The sequence below is a fragment of the Hydrogenophaga sp. genome, from assembly GCF_030656115.1.
Classification (GTDB): domain Bacteria; phylum Pseudomonadota; class Gammaproteobacteria; order Burkholderiales; family Burkholderiaceae_C; genus Hydrogenophaga.
This window is the reverse complement of the sequence record NZ_JAUSOO010000039.1, coordinates 1-17492: the sequence shown is the minus strand read 5'-3', so window position 1 is coordinate 17492 and position 17492 is coordinate 1. Positions and strand designations below refer to the sequence as shown.

The following is a 17492-nucleotide window of genomic DNA, read 5'->3' as shown; positions in this document are numbered from 1 at the left end:
GTGACGGGCAAATCCTCCACCGCCTGCACGATGGCGGGCAGCCTGCGCCAGGGCGAGACCACTCCGGCGGTGACGCCCTTGGGGCTCAGCCACGCACCGGCATGAAGGTTGCCACGGCCGGGCGGCCCGCCAACGAGAGCGCTGCCTGAGACGGCGGTGTCTCGGCCAGCAGTTGCCCCTTGCGCCACACCTTCAGCCGCGTGGCGCGCAGGCGGATGGCTTCGATCGGGTCGCGCGCCTGCAGCAGCACGAAGCTCGCGTCGCGGCCCGCTTCGATGCCGTGGCCCGTTAGTCCCATCACCTTCGCGGCGTTGACCGTCACCGCGTCGAAACACTGGCGCATGCCGGCCTGGCTGGTCATCTGCGCCACGTGCAGGCCCATGTGGGCCACCTCCAGCATGTCGCCGCTGCCCAGCGAATACCAGGGGTCCATCACGCAGTCGTGACCGAATGCCACCGTCACACCGGCGGCCATCAGCTCGGGCACGCGCGTCATGCCGCGCCGCTTGGGGTAGGTGTCGTGCCGGCCCTGCAGGGTGATGTTGATCAGCGGGTTGGCCACCGCGCTCACGCCGGCCTCAGCGATCAGCGGGATCAGCTTGCTCGCGTAATCTCAGCGTCGCGTCCATGTGGAAATGCGGGTCGCAGAACGGTGGCGAGAGCAACTGGCCGGCGGCGTCCAGCGTCTGGTGTGCCGGAGCTTGCAGGCCCTCGGTCACTTCAACGATGCGGCCGCCTTGCACGGCCACCGACATGCCGGTGCGACCGTCGGGCAGGCTGGCGTGGGTGATGAGCAGGTCAAGCATGGGCGGTTCGCTCCGTTCAGACGGTGTGGCGGCGGTAGCCTGCCAGCAGGAGGGCCAGCAAGCCCATGCCCACGGCACAGCCGCAGTGGAGCCAGCGCAGACCGGCCTGCGACAGCCAGCGCACCGCCTGCCGCCCGGCCACGGCGTAGACCACCATCACCACGGCATCGATGGCGACGAACAGCGCGCCCAGCGCCGCGTACTGCACCACCACGGGCAAGGCCGGGTCCACGAACTGCGGCAGGAAGGCCGCGAAGAACAGCAGTGCCTTGGGGTTGGACAGCGCCACCGTGAGGCTGCGCACCAAGGCGGCCCGGCCCAGGGCCTGGCGACCCGGCACCTCGGCCAGGGCGGCCTGCAGGTCCAGCGGCGGGCTGCGCCACAACTGCACCGCCAGCCACAGCAGGTAGAGCACGCCCACCGCGCGCACCGCCTCGAACAGCCAGGCGGACGCCGCGAGCAGCGAGCCCAGGCCCACGGCCACCACCGCGATCACGAGGCCGCTGCCCAGCGTGGCCCCCGCGATGCCCCAGCCCGCGCGGCGCATGCCACCGGCCATGCCGTTGGACAGCGCCAGCAGCATGGTGGGGCCGGGGATCACCGCCAGCGCGAGCGAGGCGGTGGCGAACATCAGCAGGGTTTGCAGGTCGGGCATGGGTTCGTTCTCCGCTGGGCAACAGGTCGTTCGGGAATGGGTGGCTTCACTGGGTACCGAAAATGCGGTCGCCCGCGTCGCCCAGGCCGGGCAGGATGTAGCCGTGGTCGTTGAGCTGGCGGTCGATGGCCGCGGTGTAGATGGGCACGTCGGGGTGCGCGCGCTGCAGCGCGGCCACGCCTTCAGGGCAGGTCAGCAGGCAGACGAACTTGATGGACTTGGGGCGCGATTCCTTCAGGCGGTCGATGGCGGCGATGGCCGAGTTGCCGGTGGCCAGCATCGGGTCCACCACCACCACGTCGCGCTCGGGCATGTCGGACGGCATCTTGAAGTAGTACTCCACCGCCGTCAGCGTCTTGGGGTCGCGGTAGAGGCCGATGTGGCCCACGCGCGCACCGGGCACCACGCTGAGCATGCCCTCCAGGATGCCGTTGCCCGCGCGCAGGATGGAGACGAAGACCAGCTTCTTGCCGTCGATCACCTTGGCGGTCATGGTCTCCAGCGGCGTCTCGATTTCAATGTCCTGCATCGGCATGTCGCGCGTGACCTCGTAGGTCATGAGCAGCGCCAGTTCGTTGAGCAGGCGGCGGAAGCTGTTCGTGCTGGCGTCCTTGCGGCGCATCAGCGTGAGCTTGTGCTGCACCAGCGGGTGATCGATGACGTGGACGTTGCTCATGATGTGTGCCTTTTTGTTGTCGCAGGAAAAATCAGAATACGGTGCCGTCGCTGACGATGTTCAACGGCGGCAGTCCGTCGCGCAGCCGCTGGGCGAGCAGGCGGCCCGCGGCCCAGGTACCGCCTTCGAGCACACAGGCCAGCGGCATCTGCTCGGCGCTCAGGCCCAGTTCGGCGCGCACCAGCGGCGCCAGTTCGTCGAGCAGCGCCACGGTGAGCGCGCGCCACTCGACGATGAAGGCATCGCCCGCCTGCCAGGGCCGGGTGGCCCAGTTGGCGGGCAGCGGGCGCAGCACGCCCGCGTCGATCAGCAGGCCGCCGTTGCGGTACTCGGGCAGACCGGTCAGCGCGTCGAGCCCGGTCACACGCACGCCCGCCCATTCGAACGGTTCGAGCAGTGAATAGGAGAGCCACTGCGAGAGCTTGTGGAACGGCACCCAACCGGCGGTGAGGCCCTCGCCCTGCACAGCCGGGTGCGGCCAGCAGTCGCCCAGCGCCAGATCGGCGATGGCGTTCTGCGCCGGCCAGATCGGAGAGAGCATGTCCAGCAACAAGACCAGGATGTCGTGCGCCGCCACCGTGCCGGCCCCGTTCGCCGTGAGCGTGTCGAACAGACCACCGGGTCGCCCCGCCGCGCCGAACACCACCGGCTGCACGGACAGCACCGCGCCCAGTCGGCGCAGCAGCGCGGCCCTGCCCTCCAGCCCCACGAGCGGGTTGCCCTCGCTCACCTGAAACGCATCGCCCAGCTGCGCCGCCGTGAGCGCGGCCAGGCCCGCGGCGTCCGCCTGCAGCGGCTGCGCCGGATCGCTGGAAAACAGGCCCGAGGTGAAGGCGTGGAAGCTCGCCACACCCAGGCCTTCGGAACGGGCGAAGCCCTGGCCGCTGGCCGCCTCGTGGTAGCGCCATTGCGGGCCGGCGCCCGCGTCGAGCAGCACGCTCACCAGCGCCAGGTCGATCTGCGCGCGGGCGCGCGCCGCGGCATCCACCGGGCCGAGCAGCGCGTCGAGCTGGCCCGCCCGGTCCACCCCGCCGGCCTCGAAGTGCCGCCAGCGGCTGTGGTACGGGATGCCCCCATCCGGGAAGCGGGCGCGCGTGAGTTCGGCCACGGTGCTGGCGGCCAGCGCCAGCGCGCCGTCGTTGACAGAGAAGCTGTCGGACTCGCCCGCGCGGGCACGCACGAGCAGCTGTTGAGAACGCTCGCGCACGGCCGTGGTGGAGCGCAGCGCGCGGGCCGCGCCTGCGGGCGTGTGGGTGTCGGTGATCAACTCAGCCCCCGGCCTTTGGCGATCTTCAGCTCCTCGGCGTCGGGCACCACGCCGGGCGTGAAGTAGCCCGCCGCCATCTTGGCGTCCATCTCCACGCGCGCGTCGGCGGGGATCAGCTCGTCGGGGATGTTCACGCGCTCCCCCACCTCGATGCCCGAGCCGGTGATGGCATCAAACTTCATGTTGCTCATGGAGACCAGGCGGTGGATCTTCGTGATGCCCAGCCAGTGCAGCACGTCGGGCATGAGCTCCTGGAAGCGCATGTCCTGCACGCCGGCCACGCACTCGGTGCGCGCGAAATACTGGTCGGCCGTGTCGCCGCCCACCTGGCGCTTGCGCGCGTTGTAGACGAGAAACTTCGTCACCTCGCCGAGCGCCCGGCCCTCCTTGCGCGAGTACGACACGAGCCCCACGCCGCCGCGCTGCGCGCCCTGGATGCACTCTTCGATGGCGTGCGTGAGGTAGGGCCGGCAGGTGCAGATGTCGGAGCCGAACACGTCGGAGCCGTTGCACTCGTCGTGCACGCGCGCGGTCAGCGTCACCGACGGGTCAGCCAGGTCGCGCGGGTCGCCGAAAATGTAGACCGTCTGCCCGCCGATGGGCGGCAGAAACACCTCCAGGTCCGAGCGTGTGACCAGCTCGGGGTACATGCCGCCGGTCTCTTCAAACAGCACCCGGCGCAACACGGCCTCGGTGCAGCCAAAGCGCTTGGCCACGCCCGGCAGGTACCACACCGGCTCCACCGCCACCTTGGTCACCACGGCCGCGCCGCCCGCCGTGAGGAACTGGCCGTCGGGCTTGAGGCGGCCCTTCTGCAGCGCGTCGATCACCTCGGGCAGGATCACGTGGGCCTTGGTCACGGCGATGGTCGGGCGGATGTCGTAGCCCGCCTCCAGCTCGGTGGCGTAGGCGTCGGCGATCACCGCCCCCCAGGGGTCCATGCTGACGATCTTTTCCGGGTCGGCCCACTGCGGGTAGGGGCCGATGATGTCGGTGGGCGCGGTGTTGGTCAGGTCAGCGCGGTGCTCGCGCTTGAGCGCGCCCGCCGCCACGGCCAGCGCACGGTACACGCTGTAGCTGCCGCTGTGCGTGCCGATCACGTTGCGGTTCGACACGTTGAGCGTGGTGCCCACCACCGGCCCGCGCTCGCGCGCACTGGCCGCGCCCCAGACGATGGGCAGCGCCCCGAACCCGCCGGAGTGCGAGGTCAGGCGGATGTGGCGCGGGTGCGGCGTGTTGGGTTGGGCCGGAGCCTCGGCGGTGGCGGACCCCGGGGTGGGAGGGATCGTGTCGGCGGGTGTGGACATGAGGGGCCTTGCCTTGGGTTTGCGGGGGACTTTCAGGGCATAGCAATTACAGTGCCATTTCGGGCTTGGCCTGCTCGGGGGAGACCCGGATGTGGCGGGCGCCGGGTGTTTGCGCTTCATGGAAAGAAGGGCGGTTGTCGAACCTGAGCAGCCCGAATGATCCAGAACGCGAACAGGCGCAGTGCAGCGATTGCTGTCGGTGGGTGCTGCCAAGCGCACTCACGCATGTTTGCCATGAAGCGGCTGTTGAGCACGGCGACGGGCTATGCCCCGAATGGCGACTGTGCAAGGTCCTGCGGACATAGGGCTTCCGCGACTCGGTTTACGCCGCACTGGAATCGACACCTAAGGTTTCTTGGTATTGAGGCCGACGACGTTCTAGAGATCTCCGAATAGACGGAAATCTGAGGACTGATTGAGCTTTAATTGAATTGAAGCAAAAGAAATGATCTTGACTCCGATTCGCACATTACGTAGTGCTCCCCGCATAGTTAGATCGATAAACTTGATGCGCGCGATTGAAGAGATGTTAATCCAATATCTGATGGAAACTTGGCAATACCCTGCTCAAGCAAAGCAGATGCCCGATCTAAATCACCCGATGCGAGCATCAGATCAATACATACATGATACAACGACAGTATATTTCCGACCTTTGGATCATTGATTGCTCTCATGAGGAAATCTATGGCCTCATCTTGTCTGCCAGCAGATGTTAGCAATCTTGCACCAGTTTGATATAGATTGGCGAGCCCTGTAATCCCTGGTGCACGAAGTGCACGTTCAATCAGAGTAATTCCTTCCGAGGTTCGCCCTGCCTTATCCATCAATTTCGCACAACCCTGAAATAGAACGACCTTATTTGAAAGCGCCGATGCGTTTATACCCTTCAATAGAACCTCAATTGCTTCATTAAGTTGGCCGGCCTTATCCAGCAGCTCAGATCCCTTTTGATAGAGGTAGGCTGCATTTGGGTGGTCGGAATCTTCAATTCCATCCTCGAGCAAGGCTATTGCCTCCTTTAGTCGGCCTTGTCTCACAATGAAGTCTGCGCACATATGGTACAACTGGTCCTTGTGCCTCATTTTCGGGACAGTCAGTCCTTGCTTTAATACTTTGACTGCGCCGTCAACATCCATCAAGCGAAATAATTGCTTGGCACATACGAGATATAGTGAAGCGTCTGTGGATGCGTTTGGATTCAGCATCCCACGTTTGAGGAAATTAATGCCTTCTTTGGGATCTCCAGAATCTTCAAAAATCGCAGCGGCCCTATGAAAAAGAGGAACAGGATCGTCAACTAATCTTGAAAGTATTCCTTCTTCTAAAAGAGATATTGCTGCTTTTGGAGACTTGTACTTTGCTATTAGGTCTGCACACGCACAGTAGACATCGACTTTATCATAAACTCGATTGTCCGATATTCCATTCTTTAGTTGTTGAATCGCATTCCCGGGATCGCCGTCTTTTGCTAGTAGTTCGGCCAATAGGAGGTACAAGTTATGAAGAGCTTTTATGTTCGAGGTCGCAATTCCCTTGCCAAGTAGCGCAACTGCCTCAGTTGTTCGATTGGCTTTTTCCAAAAGTCGTGCACATTGAACATATAACTCCCATAGCCTAGGCACTGCGGGGGTATTAATTAACCCTTCTAAGTCTCGAATAGCTTCCTCCAACCGCCCCGATCTGTCTTTGAACGTCGAACACAGACTCGCAAGAGCTGATATACATTTTATGCCCGGCGTAGATAGTCCATTTTCAAGAACCTCGATAGCCAAATCCGTTTTTCCTTCTTTACCCAAAAGATTCGCTGAGAGATGATAAACAGCAAAAGCATTGCTACCACTGCCTAGGAACTTAAGTGCTTCTTGTTTGGCAGTCATCATTGCATCAATTCCATTTAGTGCGTACTCGAGCTCAATGAGCAGTAACCATACCGCGTAGTACGCTTTCGGTTCGACAGCGCGCCGCACATTAATAAGTGCATTTTGGTAGTCATGCCCCTTGTTTCGATGCTTCAAGCACAGAGCCAAGTGATAACTGAGGCCTCTTGTCCTTGATTCTTCAGGAAGCGCCGATATCAAAGCGATACGTTCCTCTAGTGTTTCAACACTTTCGGGAACCTTTGAGTATGTTGAGTCAGGAATTTGAGAGAGGGTGAAGCGTGCGAATTTTTCGCCTGCTTGGTAAAGTTCTTCGATCCTTTTTGCTTCGAAGAGATGGTGCCTTAATTCAGCGAATGAGATGGCATAGCTTTCGGCTTTTCTTGCTTGGACAGCCTTGAAATGCCTTAATTGATAATTTGCTGCAAACCCGTGGGCTTTTTTCCATTCAAGCGCATTTTCTCTCAACCTAGTCACGCTAACTTCCCTTGCCAAAGGGTGCATTGTGTCGAATCCTGATACATTTATCAGTAAGAATCGGGAAATAAGTTGTTTCCTGGTGTCCTCTATCGATGATCCGGGGTTTGCAACCTCGATGTAGGCTTCTTTTTTGAATGGGCGACGGTGGACAGATAGTTGCCTTAGTGAGTGCAATAGATCTTTTTCTATTCTGGAAAGGGTTCGCTCAATTAATCCGCGCTCAAAATCTTCGACTAAAGCGTGATTTATTTCGACGTCCCCTGTAGTAAAAATGGCTGGTGACATTGATAGCAAATCTTCAAGGGAGTCAAAAGTCAAACTCTCTGCAAGGGTTGCTATTGCCCTAGGGTTGCCGCCCATTCGCCCCCCTATTTCTTGGAGTCTTTCGGGAGGAACTTTTGACGTGACACCTTTCTCTTCGAGTTGCTCGCAGAGGTAGGATCCTGCTTCCGTGTCGGAAAGAGGTTTGACCTCGCGGATCACACACCTTTCGCACCATCGTTCCGTTTTTACTGCACGATTGCTGATTAGCATCAATCTTCCATTCGGTCGATTTGAGCTATTCAGTTGCTCAACTAGTTTTTGCCAATCGATCGAAGGGATTGTTTTTCCTTTGAAAAATAGACGTTGAAATTCGTCGATAACTATCAGAATATCTTCGTTTCGCAATAACTTAAGCAATACCTTGAATGGCTGGCCGTCGCGACCTTTTTCAACCTCTTGCATTAAATCGGAAATTCCTACGCCAGAAAAGGCGCTTGCTAAAGATATTAAAGTATCCGTGGAAGGATCTTCGGTATCAACCGTTGGTTCAATTGTGTCGAGTGCTCGTTTTGCATTCTCTGCAATCGCTAGCGCCAAAAGGGTCTTCCCGCTCCCTGGCAAGCCTTGTAATATGGCCACTGGTGGGCCACTACGTAGCCACTCCGAGGAAAGATTATTGCGTATTTCGTTACTCTGTTTTCCGTGAAGCCTAATTTTAGATGGTGCATCTCTTATCCATCCTGCCAATAGTTTAATGAATGTTTCTCTTTTGAGGGTTTCAGATGTCGTGGAATACTGTAGTAGTCTCGAGATCACCGAATGCGTGATCATTTCGCGTTCATCAGCTGTCCCTGCATATAGCTTTTGAGACTCAATAAATTTTGCGACTAAATGTGCGGCTTCTCCGATTAGGCCTTGAATATCTAGGTTTTTTTTCTCAATTCTAACCGCGCCGATGTTGTTGATTCTCGCAAGGTTGGTGTGGTAGTTCCCGACTAGCACAAGAGTGCATGTCTCGTTCTTTCTTTCAGATTCAAGTTTCTTTGCCCAACCTTCCACTTCCGATTTTTGAAAAGTATTGATCGTGGATTTCACTTGAACGGCGTCGCTTCCATGCTGATTCTGCGAAATGAAATCGAACTGCTCATTCGCATGCGAAGGTTCGAGAGTTATTTCTAGAAACGGCGGGTTGGATTGCGCGATTTTTAGCAAAGCAACGAGGGTTTGGACTAAATATCCACGAATGGCCGTTGGGCCTCCTTGAATTGCTTTTTGCTCGTTCATTTTCAATATCTAGGTGCTGTGAATTTGGGTCTCGGTTTCTATTATTTCTGTGAGAGGTATATTGAACGTTTTATGGTTTTGATTTGGAGTCTTTTACAAGCAGTGGAATGGAGATCAAATTCTGCGCGATGTATTGCTCAAAATTCGGTCGTATTTTGCTGCCTTAAATTTGATGCTGCCAAGCACGGCTGTCGCGATCTGGTCAGGCCATGTCCTACACCATGAATTCTCTCGGGCTGCGAAAGCTGATAGGGCTCAGAAAGGGCTGATTCAATTATGCGTTCTTGGGCCGGGAGTTTCACCTTGCCCAGTGCTATGAGGTTCTTCTTCCCGGCCTGAGGCCATCGACTGTCGAACATCCGGTCTTGAGGAGGAAGCGGTCTCTTACGTGGTCGATCACTCAATGGCCGCTCACGACCTTCTCTCCCGTTTGATGCTGCCAGCCTCGAGTGCCTCCGTTCAGCCTCAACCAGCCCGTCACGACACCCACCCGACGGGATTTTCAGAGCCGCATGCCCAAGGTCGCCAAACACCCATGCCGCTCGGCATCAAGCCGAGGCCGCAACCCAACGAAGCCCGTTCGCCGAACCCGGAAACCGGAGACAGCTTCCTCAACGGGATCTCTGGCGAACAACAGGGCCGCGTGCCCCGCCACCGTAAACTCAGCCCCTTTTCAACCCAGGCAGACGCCCCATGAAATCCCTGTTCATCCTGACCGCAGCCGCCCTGCTCTGCACCTCGGCCCTGGCCGAAGAGGCGAAGACTTTGCCCTCGGGCGTGAAGGTGTTGATCACCGCGCCCGGCACCGGCGCCATGCCCAAAGCCAGCGACACCGTGCAGGTGCACTACCGCGGCACGCTGGCCAACGGCACCGAATTCGACAGCTCGATCAAGCGCGGCAAGCCGGCCAGCTTTCCGTTGAGCCGCGTCGTGCCTTGCTGGACCGAGGGTTTCCAGCACATCAAGGTGGGCAGCAAGGCCACGCTCACCTGCCCGCCAGCCACGGCCTATGGCGAGCGCGGTGCGGGTGGGGTGATTCCGCCCAATGCCACGTTGACGTTCGAGGTGGAGTTGCTGACGATTGAGAAGTAAGCCCACCTGATCGGCGTGGGTCAGCGCGGCGCGGTCTGCGCAAACCGTTCACCCACGGCCCGCATGCGCGAATGGTTCTTGCCGAAGTCGTGGTGACCCACGAGCGAGCGCGAACGAAAGTGGATCTGCTGCCGCGCCGGGTCGATCACGAACACCACTTCGTCCCGAAACCCCAGCCGGGTGGTGAAAACGGCCGTGATCGACAGCGCATCGTCCGCCACGATGCCCGCCTCGGCAAAACCGGCCAGCGTGGCGCGCAACTGCGCCAGACCCTGCGCCGCCGTTCCAGTGAAGGGCCACGGCGTCAGGCCACCCACGCCGAGGGAATTCACGCAGCTGGGCGACGCCGGGCAGGCCAGGCGCACGGCCATGTCCGGCGGGGTTGCGGCTTCGGACGCCGTCTGCGCACCCGCCCCACCCGTCACACCCGCCAGCGCGGTGCAGACCCCGAACAGGGCCATGCCCAGGCGGCGCCCTGGGGTGGCACGCTGGCGAGCCTGATCATGCTGGCCTACCTGCTGCACACCCTGCTTATCTTGTGCAATTTGAACTAAAAACGGCCCGTTGCGCCGATGGGCTCGTGGCCGGTTACCCCACAACCCGAACGGGCATCTCCGGTGTCTTTGAGCCCGGCCGGATGGTGGCCGCGAGGCCGAGCCGTCCGCACCACGCCCGCCGACTCACCCCGCCCAGAGCGCGACAAACCCACGCACCGAATACGAACCTGGCGCACCGGCGCGATGCGTCGGTACAGGCCCGCGCCCGTGCATGGTGCGGGGCATCCGGACCCTTGGGTGCCCAATGTGCAAGCTGCACAAACCCTGTCGTTCTCACTGACCAGCCCGGCAGCCTCCGGCCACACGCTCAGGCTGGTACACCGCTTGCAATGTCTCCGGTGTTCAACCCACCGGAGTCACCACCATGTCCCAAGCGCCAGACCTCGATCACGACTACCCCCTCAGTGAAGTGCCACCGGGTGCCCGCAAGGGCCTGGTGTCCACGTCCATCCTGCTGTTCGGCTTCACTTTTTTCACCGCCACCATGTTTGCCGGCGGCAAGATGGGCATGGCTTTTGACTTCAAGACCCTGATCTGGGCCGCCATCGCCGGCAACCTGCTGCTGGGCCTGTACGCGGCCGCGCTGGGCTTCATCGCCTGCCGCAGTGGCCTGAACTCGGTGCTGATGGGCCGCTTCTGTTTTGGCGAGATCGGCAGCAAGCTGTCGGACTTCCTGCTGGGGTTCACCCAGATTGGCTGGTACGCCTGGGGCACCGCCACCATCGCGCTGGTCCTGGTCAAGATGCTGGAGTTGCCGCAAGCCTGGACGGTGCCCTTGATGGTGCTGTTTGGTTTCGGCTTCAGCCTCACGGCCTTCGTCGGCTACAAAGGCCTGGACCTGCTCTCCCGCGTGGCCGTGCCCGCCATGCTCGCGCTGTTGCTCTGGTCGCTCTGGATCGCCACGCGCGATGTCGGGGGCCTTGACGGCCTGCTCGCCATCCAGCCCCCGGAAAGCATGAGCATGCACATGGCCATCACACTGGTGTTTGGCACCTTCGTCAGCGGCGCCACCCAGGCCACCAACTGGACCCGCTTTGCCCGCAATGGCAAGACCGCCGTGCTCTCCAGCCTGGTGGGTTTCTTCATCGGCAACGGCCTGATGATCCTGGTCGGCGCCTACGGGGCCATGGTGTACCAGCAACCCGACGTGGTCGAGGTCATGGTGCTGCAAGGCCTGTCGATCGCCGCCGTGGTGATGCTCTTCCTCAACCTCTGGACCACCCAGGACAACACCATCTACAACTTCGCGGCGGCCGGCTGCAACCTCGTTCGAAAAGACCGCCGGGGCACCATCACGCTCATCGGTGCCGGCGTGGGCACCCTGCTGGCCATCGGCGGCATGTCCGACATGCTGATCCCCTTCCTGATCTTGCTCGGCTCCATCATCCCGCCCATCGGCGGCGTGATCATGGCCGACTTCTTCTACGGCCACAAAGGCAACTATCCAAGGCTCAGCACGACCGTGTTGCCCCGTTTCAACTGGGTCGGCCTGGGGGCCTACGCCATCGGCGCCCTGAGCGCCTACCTCTCGCCCTGGGTGGCCCCGCTGGTGGGCATCGGCGTGGCGGCGCTGAGCTATGTGCTGCTGTACGAGATCCAGCGGGTGCGCGTCGGGCGCCAGTCACTCGGTCGTGTGAACGGCGTGGATGCATGAGCGCCGCGCCGGGCCGTTCCCAAGCAAGCTCACACCGCAGAGGGTAGCCCAATGAGCTTCAGCGTCCGCGATGTGCTGCTCCTGCCCCGGCTGGAGGCTTTGCGCCTGCGGGCCGGGCAAGCGGGCGAACAGCAGACGGTTCGCTGGCCGTATGTGGCAGAAAACGAGTCGATCTCGGCGTGGGTGCTCGGTGGTGAACTGGTGTTCGTCACCGGCATCAACCAGCCCCGCGACGAAGCCAATCTGCGGCAACTGGTCCGCGAGGCGCACGAGCGGCGCTGCGCCGGCATCGTGATCCTCACCGGGCCGCTCTACATCCGCCACATCCCCGACAGCGTGTTGGCCGAGGCCGAGCGCCTGGGCGTCCCGCTGATCGAACAGCCCTACGAGCTGCCCATGATCGCGGTGACCGAGGCCATCGGCTCCGCGCTCGTGCAGGCGCAGCTGCTCGGCAGCACCCGCCAGCAGCTCATCGAGCAGCTGCTCGACGGCAACCTCACCGACGCCACCGTGCTGGCCCACCGAGCCAACCGCCTGGCGATCGATCTGCGCCCGGCGCGGCAGGTCGTGGTGGTGCAGCTGACCGGCACCGCGGCCTTGTTCCGTTCGATGGCCCCCGAGATGGCCGAAGCCCTGCTGCAGGCCTTCCGGCAGGGCGTGCTGCAGCACCTGACGGCCAGCCTCCAGGCACTGGGCCCGCCCCTGCCGGTGGTCAGCCAGGCCGAGCAGTGGATCGCCGTGCTGCCCGCCGAAGGCCCCGCAGCGCTCGCCCGCAACCGCGTCACCGTCGAACAACTGCTGCACACCCTCAACGCGACCGACTCCCCTTTGCGCGTGTTCGCCGGCCTGAGCAGCGCCTGCCCGCGGCCCACCGACCTGCCGCGCGGCCTGGGGCAGGCACGGCAGGCGCTGATGGCCGCCCAGTCCTTCCCGGAACGTCTGGGCTTGTGCTGTTTTGAGGAGCTGGGGGTGCTGGAGCTGCTGGTGGCGATCCGCGACCGCAGCCTGCTCGACCGCTTTGTCAACGCCACCCTGGGCCCGCTGCTGCACCACGACATGGGCCACCACGCCGTGCTCACGCAGACGCTGGAAGCCTGGATGCACGCCAACGGCAACCTGGTCGCAGCCGCGCAGCGCCTGGGCGTGCACCGCAACACCCTGAACTACCGCATGCAACAGATCCAGACCCTGACCGGCCTGGATCTGGATGACGCCCAACACCGCCTGAACATCGCCGTGGCGCTGATGATCTGGCGACTGTCCACCCACAACACCCCTGACATCCAACACCCGGCATGAACCACCTCATCAACGCCCGACTGCGCGGCCGCACCGGCCTGTTCACCCTGCGCTGGGCCAACGGCCTGATCAGCGCCATCGAAGCCCAGGCCAGCGCCACGCCCGCCCCCCTCTCCGGGAGCGACGGCGAGGGGCTCGACGCGGGCGGCCAGCTGGTGATCCCACCCCTGGTCGAACCCCACATCCACCTGGACGCCGCTCTGACGGCGGGCGAACCGCAGTGGAACCTCAGCGGCACCTTGTTCGAAGGCATCGAACGCTGGGCCGAACGCAAGGCGCTGGTGACGCACGAAGACACCAAGTCCCGGGCCCACCGCACCATCCGCATGCTGGCCGCCCACGGCATCCAGCATGTGCGCAGCCATGTGGACGTCACCGAGCCCGGCCTGGGCACCTTGAAAGCCATGCTGGAAGTGCGCGACGAGGCCCGCCCCCTGATCGACCTGCAGATCGTCGCCTTTCCGCAGGAAGGCATCGAGTCGTTTGCCAACGGCCGCGCCTTGATGAGCGAAGCCGTTGCGATGGGCGCGGACGTGGTCGGGGGCATCCCGCATTTCGAGAACACACGCGATCAGGGGGTGTCATCGGTCCATTTCCTGATGGACCTGGCCGAACGCCACGGCCGCCTGGTCGACGTGCACTGCGACGAAACCGACGACCCGAACTCGCGCTTTCTGGAGGTGCTGGCCGAGGTGACCCGCGTGCACGGCATGGGCTCGCGCGTGACCGCCAGCCACACCACGGCCATGGGCTCGTACGACAACGCCTATTGCTACAAGCTCTTTCGCCTGCTCAAGCAGGCCGGCCTGAGTTTCATCAGTTGCCCGACCGAGAGCATCCACCTGCAAGGGCGTTTTGACAGCTACCCCAAGCGCCGCGGCCTGACCCGTGTGCCGGAGCTGGACCGCGCCGGTCTGAACGTGTGCTTTGCGCAGGATTCCATCGTGGACCCGTGGTACCCGCTGGGCAACGGCAACATCCTGCGCATCCTGGACGCCGGGCTGCACATCTGCCACATGCTGGGCTACGAGGACCTGCAGCGCGCCCTGGACTTCGTCACCGACCACGGCGCCAAGGCCATGGCTCTGGGCGAGCGCTACGGCATCGAAGTGGGCCGGCCCGCGAACCTGGTGCTGCTGTCCGCAGAGAGCGACTACGCGCTGCTGCGCACCCAGGGGCAGGCGCTGCTGTCGATCCGGCACGGCCAGGTGATCCTGCGCAGGACGCTCGGCGAGGTGGCGCTGGCGCCGGGGAACGCCTGAGCGCGCGAGCCGCGCACCAACGTGTCATTCCGTTTCCAGATCCATCGTGAACGCGAAGGCGAAGCGCAGACAGTACAAACGCACGGCAAGCGAAGCCGACAAAGTGCACGGTTGATCTGGAATGGAATCAGACCGACACCGTGTGCCCGCCGAGGTTGGTGCAGACCCGGCGCAGGCGCTGCTCGGCCTCGTCGGCCACCGCTTTCACCCCGGCGCCACCGACCAGTCCAACCATGACCTGCGGGTCCAGGAAACCCACCACGATTTCGTGGCTCGACACCTCGCGCACGATCACGTTGCAGGGCAACAGCAGCCCGATGTTGGGCACCGCCTGCAAGGCCTGGTGCGCCAGCGGCGGGTTGCAGGCGCCGAGGATGCGGTAGCGCGGCATGTCCACGCCGAGCTTGTCTTTCATGGCCGCCTGCACGTCGATGTCGCTTAAGACGCCGAAGCCCTCTTCCTTGAGGGCCTGGAGGGTGTGGGCGAGCGCTTCATCGAACGAGGTGCCCTGGATGGTGGTGGAAAAGCCGTACATAGGTTTCTTTCTGTGGGGTTGAAATTGCGAACAAGGGGTCACAGCGACCAATCGAAGTTCAGTGACGTGACCGTGCCACGCCAATAGGTCTTGCGGCCTTCGGGCAGCAGCCAGGCCACTTCGCCGGTGAGAGGCACGGTCATGCCCTCCACACGCTGGTGGTTGGACCAAGTGCCTTCCCAGGGCGCCAGGCTGGTTTCTTGGCCCACCACGCGACCGCGCGCCTGGGCGAACACGGATGCCATGTGGCCCGATTCGTCGAACCGGAACAGCAGGGTGATCGAGAGCGGGCCGTCCGTCAGCGTGGCGCTGGCAGAGCGCTCGTCGACCGCAGCCCAGCGCACACCCTGGCTGGGCAACAGGGCGGTCGGGTACCAGGCGGCTTCGGCAAAGAAACGCATCAACTCGCCGCGCGCCAGTTCTCCCCCGCCCTGCAAGCGGGCCACGCTGAAGAGACCGTGCACGGCGGCATGCAACAAGCCCTCGCCATCCGAGTAGCTGTCGTGCACGCGCACCGACACGCCGGGCACCAGGGCGATGCGCGCGTCCCACAGAAAACCCGGGCGTTGCACGACCACCCGCTGGCGCGAGGTGAACGGCTTCCACTGTTCTCCAGTGGGCGACAGGTTGAAACGGCCAGCGTGCTCCAGCGTGGCTGCGGTGACGATGGACTGACCCGGCGTGAGCACGGTGCTGAAATAGCGCTGCACGGGCGCGGGAAGACCTTCGATCTCGCGCGGGTCGTAGCGAGCCGGTGAAGCGGGCAGGCGCTTCGCCTCCAGACGCGCCAGGATCGCCTGCGTTGCCCCGGTCCAGCGCATGGCGCCGACGACGTTGAGGCCGACAAAAATCAGCGCGAGCGCCGCAACGATGAGGAACAGCCAAATGAGCCAGGTCATGGGCGTGGAGGGTCTCGATGGCTGGGGTTGGGTTGGCAACGGAACGCGACCATCCAGCGTAACAAACCGGGGCAGCAAGATCGGTGCGGTGGCAGACACGGGACGCAACGCAACAGGCAAGCGCCCCGTGGAGTTGGTGCGACGCGCCTGCATAAAACCGGGCTACACTCCCCCCTGCTCCGGGGTGCACGGGCCTGCCAAGGCCCGGCGCTGAGATGGTTGAAACACCGAACCCGTGAACTTGATCTGGCTAGTACCAGCGAAAGAAGAGCGCAGCCCCCAGGGCATGCATCCGCCACCCGTCCACCGCTGACGGGTGCACCCACATTCAGTGGGTTCGGGTGCATGGCTTGACGGGCGGTCTCCGGAGCATCCACAGCCCCAACAGGAGACCGCCGCCATGAACGCCCCCGACAAGATTCCCTTCGCCGACCAGTTCGCCCTCAGCCGCGAGCCTTTCCCCGCTTCGCGCAAGATCTACGTGCCCGGTTCGAATGAAAGCATCCGCGTGCCCATGCGCGAGATCCTGCTTTCCAACGGCGAACAGGTCACGGTGTACGACACCTCCGGCCCCTACAGCGACCCGGCCGCCGCCATCGACGTGCGCACCGGTCTGGCCGATGTGCGCGGCGCGTGGATTGAGGCGCGCGGCGACACCGAGCGCTACGAGGGCCGCCAGCGCGCCGCGCTGGACGACGGCATCAAGAACGAGGCCGCACAGAACGGCACCACCATCGAACGCATCGAGGCCTTGCGCGCCGAGGCCGCCGGCCTGCAGCGCACGCCGCGCCGTGCCAAGAGCGGCATGAACGTGAGCCAGATGCACTACGCCCGCAAAGGCATCGTCACGCCCGAAATGGAATACGTGGCCCTGCGCGAAAACGGCAAGCGCGAATGGATGCGCGAGTACCTGGGCGACCCGGCGCGTGAAGCGCGTCTGCGCGGCAACCCCATGGGCGCACGCATCCCCGACGTGTTCACGCCCGAATTCGTGCGCGACGAGGTGGCGCGCGGCCGCGCCATCATCCCGGCCAACATCAACCACCCTGAGGTCGAGCCCATGGCCATCGGGCGCAACTTCGGCGTGAAGATCAACGCCAACATCGGCAACTCGGCCGTCACTTCCAGCATCGAGGAAGAAGTGGACAAGCTGGTGTGGGCGATCCGCTGGGGCGCTGACAACGTGATGGACCTGTCCACCGGCAAGAACATCCACACCACGCGCGACTGGATCGTGCGCAACAGCCCGGTGCCCATTGGCACGGTGCCCATCTACCAGGCGTTGGAGAAAGTGGGCGGCGTGGCCGAAGACCTCACCTGGGCGATCTACCGCGACACGCTGATCGAGCAGGCCGAACAGGGTGTGGACTACTTCACCATCCACGCCGGTGTGCGGCTGGCCTACATCCACCTCACCGCGCAGCGGCGCACCGGCATCGTCTCGCGTGGCGGCTCGATCCTGGCCAAGTGGTGCATCACGCACCACAAGGAGAACTTCCTCTACACGCACTTCGAAGAGATCTGCGAGATCATGAAGGCCTACGACGTGAGCTTCTCGCTCGGCGACGGCCTGCG

General features: G+C 62.8%; 13 protein-coding genes, 1 pseudogene and 1 riboswitch. Of the genes and pseudogenes, 5 read left to right on the top strand and 9 right to left on the bottom strand.

The annotated features are described in order from the left end of the window. Window positions 1-85: 85 nt before the first annotated feature. The 6 genes and pseudogenes from Q7J58_RS05465 to Q7J58_RS05440 form a co-directional block, all read right to left on the bottom strand. A pseudogene (locus tag Q7J58_RS05465) lies at window positions 86-806 on the bottom strand (amidohydrolase family protein). A gap of 16 nt (window positions 807-822) precedes the next feature. Next, on the bottom strand, window positions 823-1461 hold the full coding sequence (locus Q7J58_RS05460) for a LysE family translocator (protein ID WP_304824555.1): 639 nt from the start codon (window positions 1459-1461) through the stop codon (window positions 823-825). A gap of 46 nt (window positions 1462-1507) precedes the next feature. After that, window positions 1508-2137 (bottom strand): uracil phosphoribosyltransferase, encoded by a 630-nt coding sequence (gene upp, locus Q7J58_RS05455; protein ID WP_304824552.1) that lies wholly within the window; start codon window positions 2135-2137, stop codon window positions 1508-1510. Between the two features lie 31 nt (window positions 2138-2168). Then, entirely contained in the window at window positions 2169-3404 is a 1236-nt protein-coding gene (locus Q7J58_RS05450) for a URC4/urg3 family protein (RefSeq protein WP_304824549.1), read from the bottom strand. Continuing rightward, the gene (locus Q7J58_RS05445; protein WP_304824546.1) at window positions 3401-4711 is read right to left on the bottom strand and encodes a GTP cyclohydrolase II; all 1311 of its coding nucleotides are present in this window, start codon (window positions 4709-4711) and stop codon (window positions 3401-3403) included. Before Q7J58_RS05445 ends, Q7J58_RS05450 begins: the two co-directional genes overlap by 4 nt. A gap of 491 nt (window positions 4712-5202) precedes the next feature. Continuing rightward, on the bottom strand, window positions 5203-8619 hold the full coding sequence (locus tag Q7J58_RS05440; protein WP_304824543.1) for a hypothetical protein: 3417 nt from the start codon (window positions 8617-8619) through the stop codon (window positions 5203-5205). A 693-nt stretch (window positions 8620-9312) separates the two neighbouring features. Here Q7J58_RS05440 and Q7J58_RS05435 point away from each other — a divergent pair. Next, on the top strand, window positions 9313-9711 hold the full coding sequence (locus Q7J58_RS05435) for an FKBP-type peptidyl-prolyl cis-trans isomerase (RefSeq protein ID WP_304824540.1): 399 nt from the start codon (window positions 9313-9315) through the stop codon (window positions 9709-9711). A gap of 20 nt (window positions 9712-9731) precedes the next feature. Here Q7J58_RS05435 and Q7J58_RS05430 read toward each other — a convergent pair whose 3' ends face one another. After that, window positions 9732-10235, bottom strand: a complete 504-nt coding sequence (locus Q7J58_RS05430; RefSeq protein WP_304824537.1) for a DUF1499 domain-containing protein — start codon at window positions 10233-10235, stop codon at window positions 9732-9734. Between the two features lie 397 nt (window positions 10236-10632). Here Q7J58_RS05430 and codB point away from each other — a divergent pair, with 397 nt between their 5' ends. From codB to codA, 3 genes are read left to right on the top strand one after another with little or no spacing between them, the layout of a single operon-like run. Next, window positions 10633-11922, top strand: coding sequence for a cytosine permease (codB, locus tag Q7J58_RS05425; RefSeq protein ID WP_304824534.1), 1290 nt, complete (start codon window positions 10633-10635; stop codon window positions 11920-11922). Between the two features lie 51 nt (window positions 11923-11973). After that, on the top strand, window positions 11974-13221 hold the full coding sequence (locus Q7J58_RS05420) for a PucR family transcriptional regulator (protein WP_304824532.1): 1248 nt from the start codon (window positions 11974-11976) through the stop codon (window positions 13219-13221). Then, complete coding sequence (codA, locus tag Q7J58_RS05415) at window positions 13218-14483, top strand: cytosine deaminase (RefSeq protein WP_304824529.1); 1266 nt, start codon at window positions 13218-13220, stop codon at window positions 14481-14483. The genes Q7J58_RS05420 and codA overlap by 4 nt, the downstream gene beginning before the upstream one ends. A gap of 127 nt (window positions 14484-14610) precedes the next feature. Here the strand turns inward: codA and Q7J58_RS05410 are convergent, their stop codons facing one another. Then, window positions 14611-15018: a DUF302 domain-containing protein gene (locus Q7J58_RS05410; protein WP_304824527.1), complete on the bottom strand. Its 408-nt coding sequence runs from the start codon at window positions 15016-15018 to the stop codon at window positions 14611-14613. 38 nt (window positions 15019-15056) lie between these two features. Beyond that, the gene (locus Q7J58_RS05405; protein ID WP_304824524.1) at window positions 15057-15917 is read right to left on the bottom strand and encodes a DUF6544 family protein; all 861 of its coding nucleotides are present in this window, start codon (window positions 15915-15917) and stop codon (window positions 15057-15059) included. A gap of 170 nt (window positions 15918-16087) precedes the next feature. After that, window positions 16088-16202: riboswitch (TPP riboswitch) on the top strand. Window positions 16203-16317: 115 nt separating this feature from the next. Between Q7J58_RS05405 and Q7J58_RS05400 the strand changes: the two genes are divergently transcribed. After that, window positions 16318-17492: phosphomethylpyrimidine synthase ThiC (locus Q7J58_RS05400; RefSeq protein WP_304824522.1), on the top strand; the 1175-nt coding region annotated here is incomplete at its 3' end.

Bases quoted from the DNA above. Each gene is read 5' to 3' on its own strand.
- Q7J58_RS05420 (WP_304824532.1), top strand. From the start codon at position 11,974: ATGAGCTTCAGCGTCCGCGATGTGCTGCTCCTGCCCCGGCTGGAGGCT.
- Q7J58_RS05435 (WP_304824540.1), top strand. From the start codon at position 9,313: ATGAAATCCCTGTTCATCCTGACCGCAGCCGCCCTGCTCTGCACCTCG.
- Q7J58_RS05405 (WP_304824524.1), bottom strand. From the start codon at position 15,917: ATGACCTGGCTCATTTGGCTGTTCCTCATCGTTGCGGCGCTCGCGCTG.
- codA (WP_304824529.1), top strand. From the start codon at position 13,218: ATGAACCACCTCATCAACGCCCGACTGCGCGGCCGCACCGGCCTGTTC.
- upp (WP_304824552.1), bottom strand. From the start codon at position 2,137: ATGAGCAACGTCCACGTCATCGATCACCCGCTGGTGCAGCACAAGCTC.
- Q7J58_RS05460 (WP_304824555.1), bottom strand. From the start codon at position 1,461: ATGCCCGACCTGCAAACCCTGCTGATGTTCGCCACCGCCTCGCTCGCG.
- Q7J58_RS05445 (WP_304824546.1), bottom strand. From the start codon at position 4,711: ATGTCCACACCCGCCGACACGATCCCTCCCACCCCGGGGTCCGCCACC.
- Q7J58_RS05410 (WP_304824527.1), bottom strand. From the start codon at position 15,018: ATGTACGGCTTTTCCACCACCATCCAGGGCACCTCGTTCGATGAAGCG.
- codB (WP_304824534.1), top strand. From the start codon at position 10,633: ATGTCCCAAGCGCCAGACCTCGATCACGACTACCCCCTCAGTGAAGTG.
- Q7J58_RS05440 (WP_304824543.1), bottom strand. From the start codon at position 8,619: ATGAACGAGCAAAAAGCAATTCAAGGAGGCCCAACGGCCATTCGTGGA.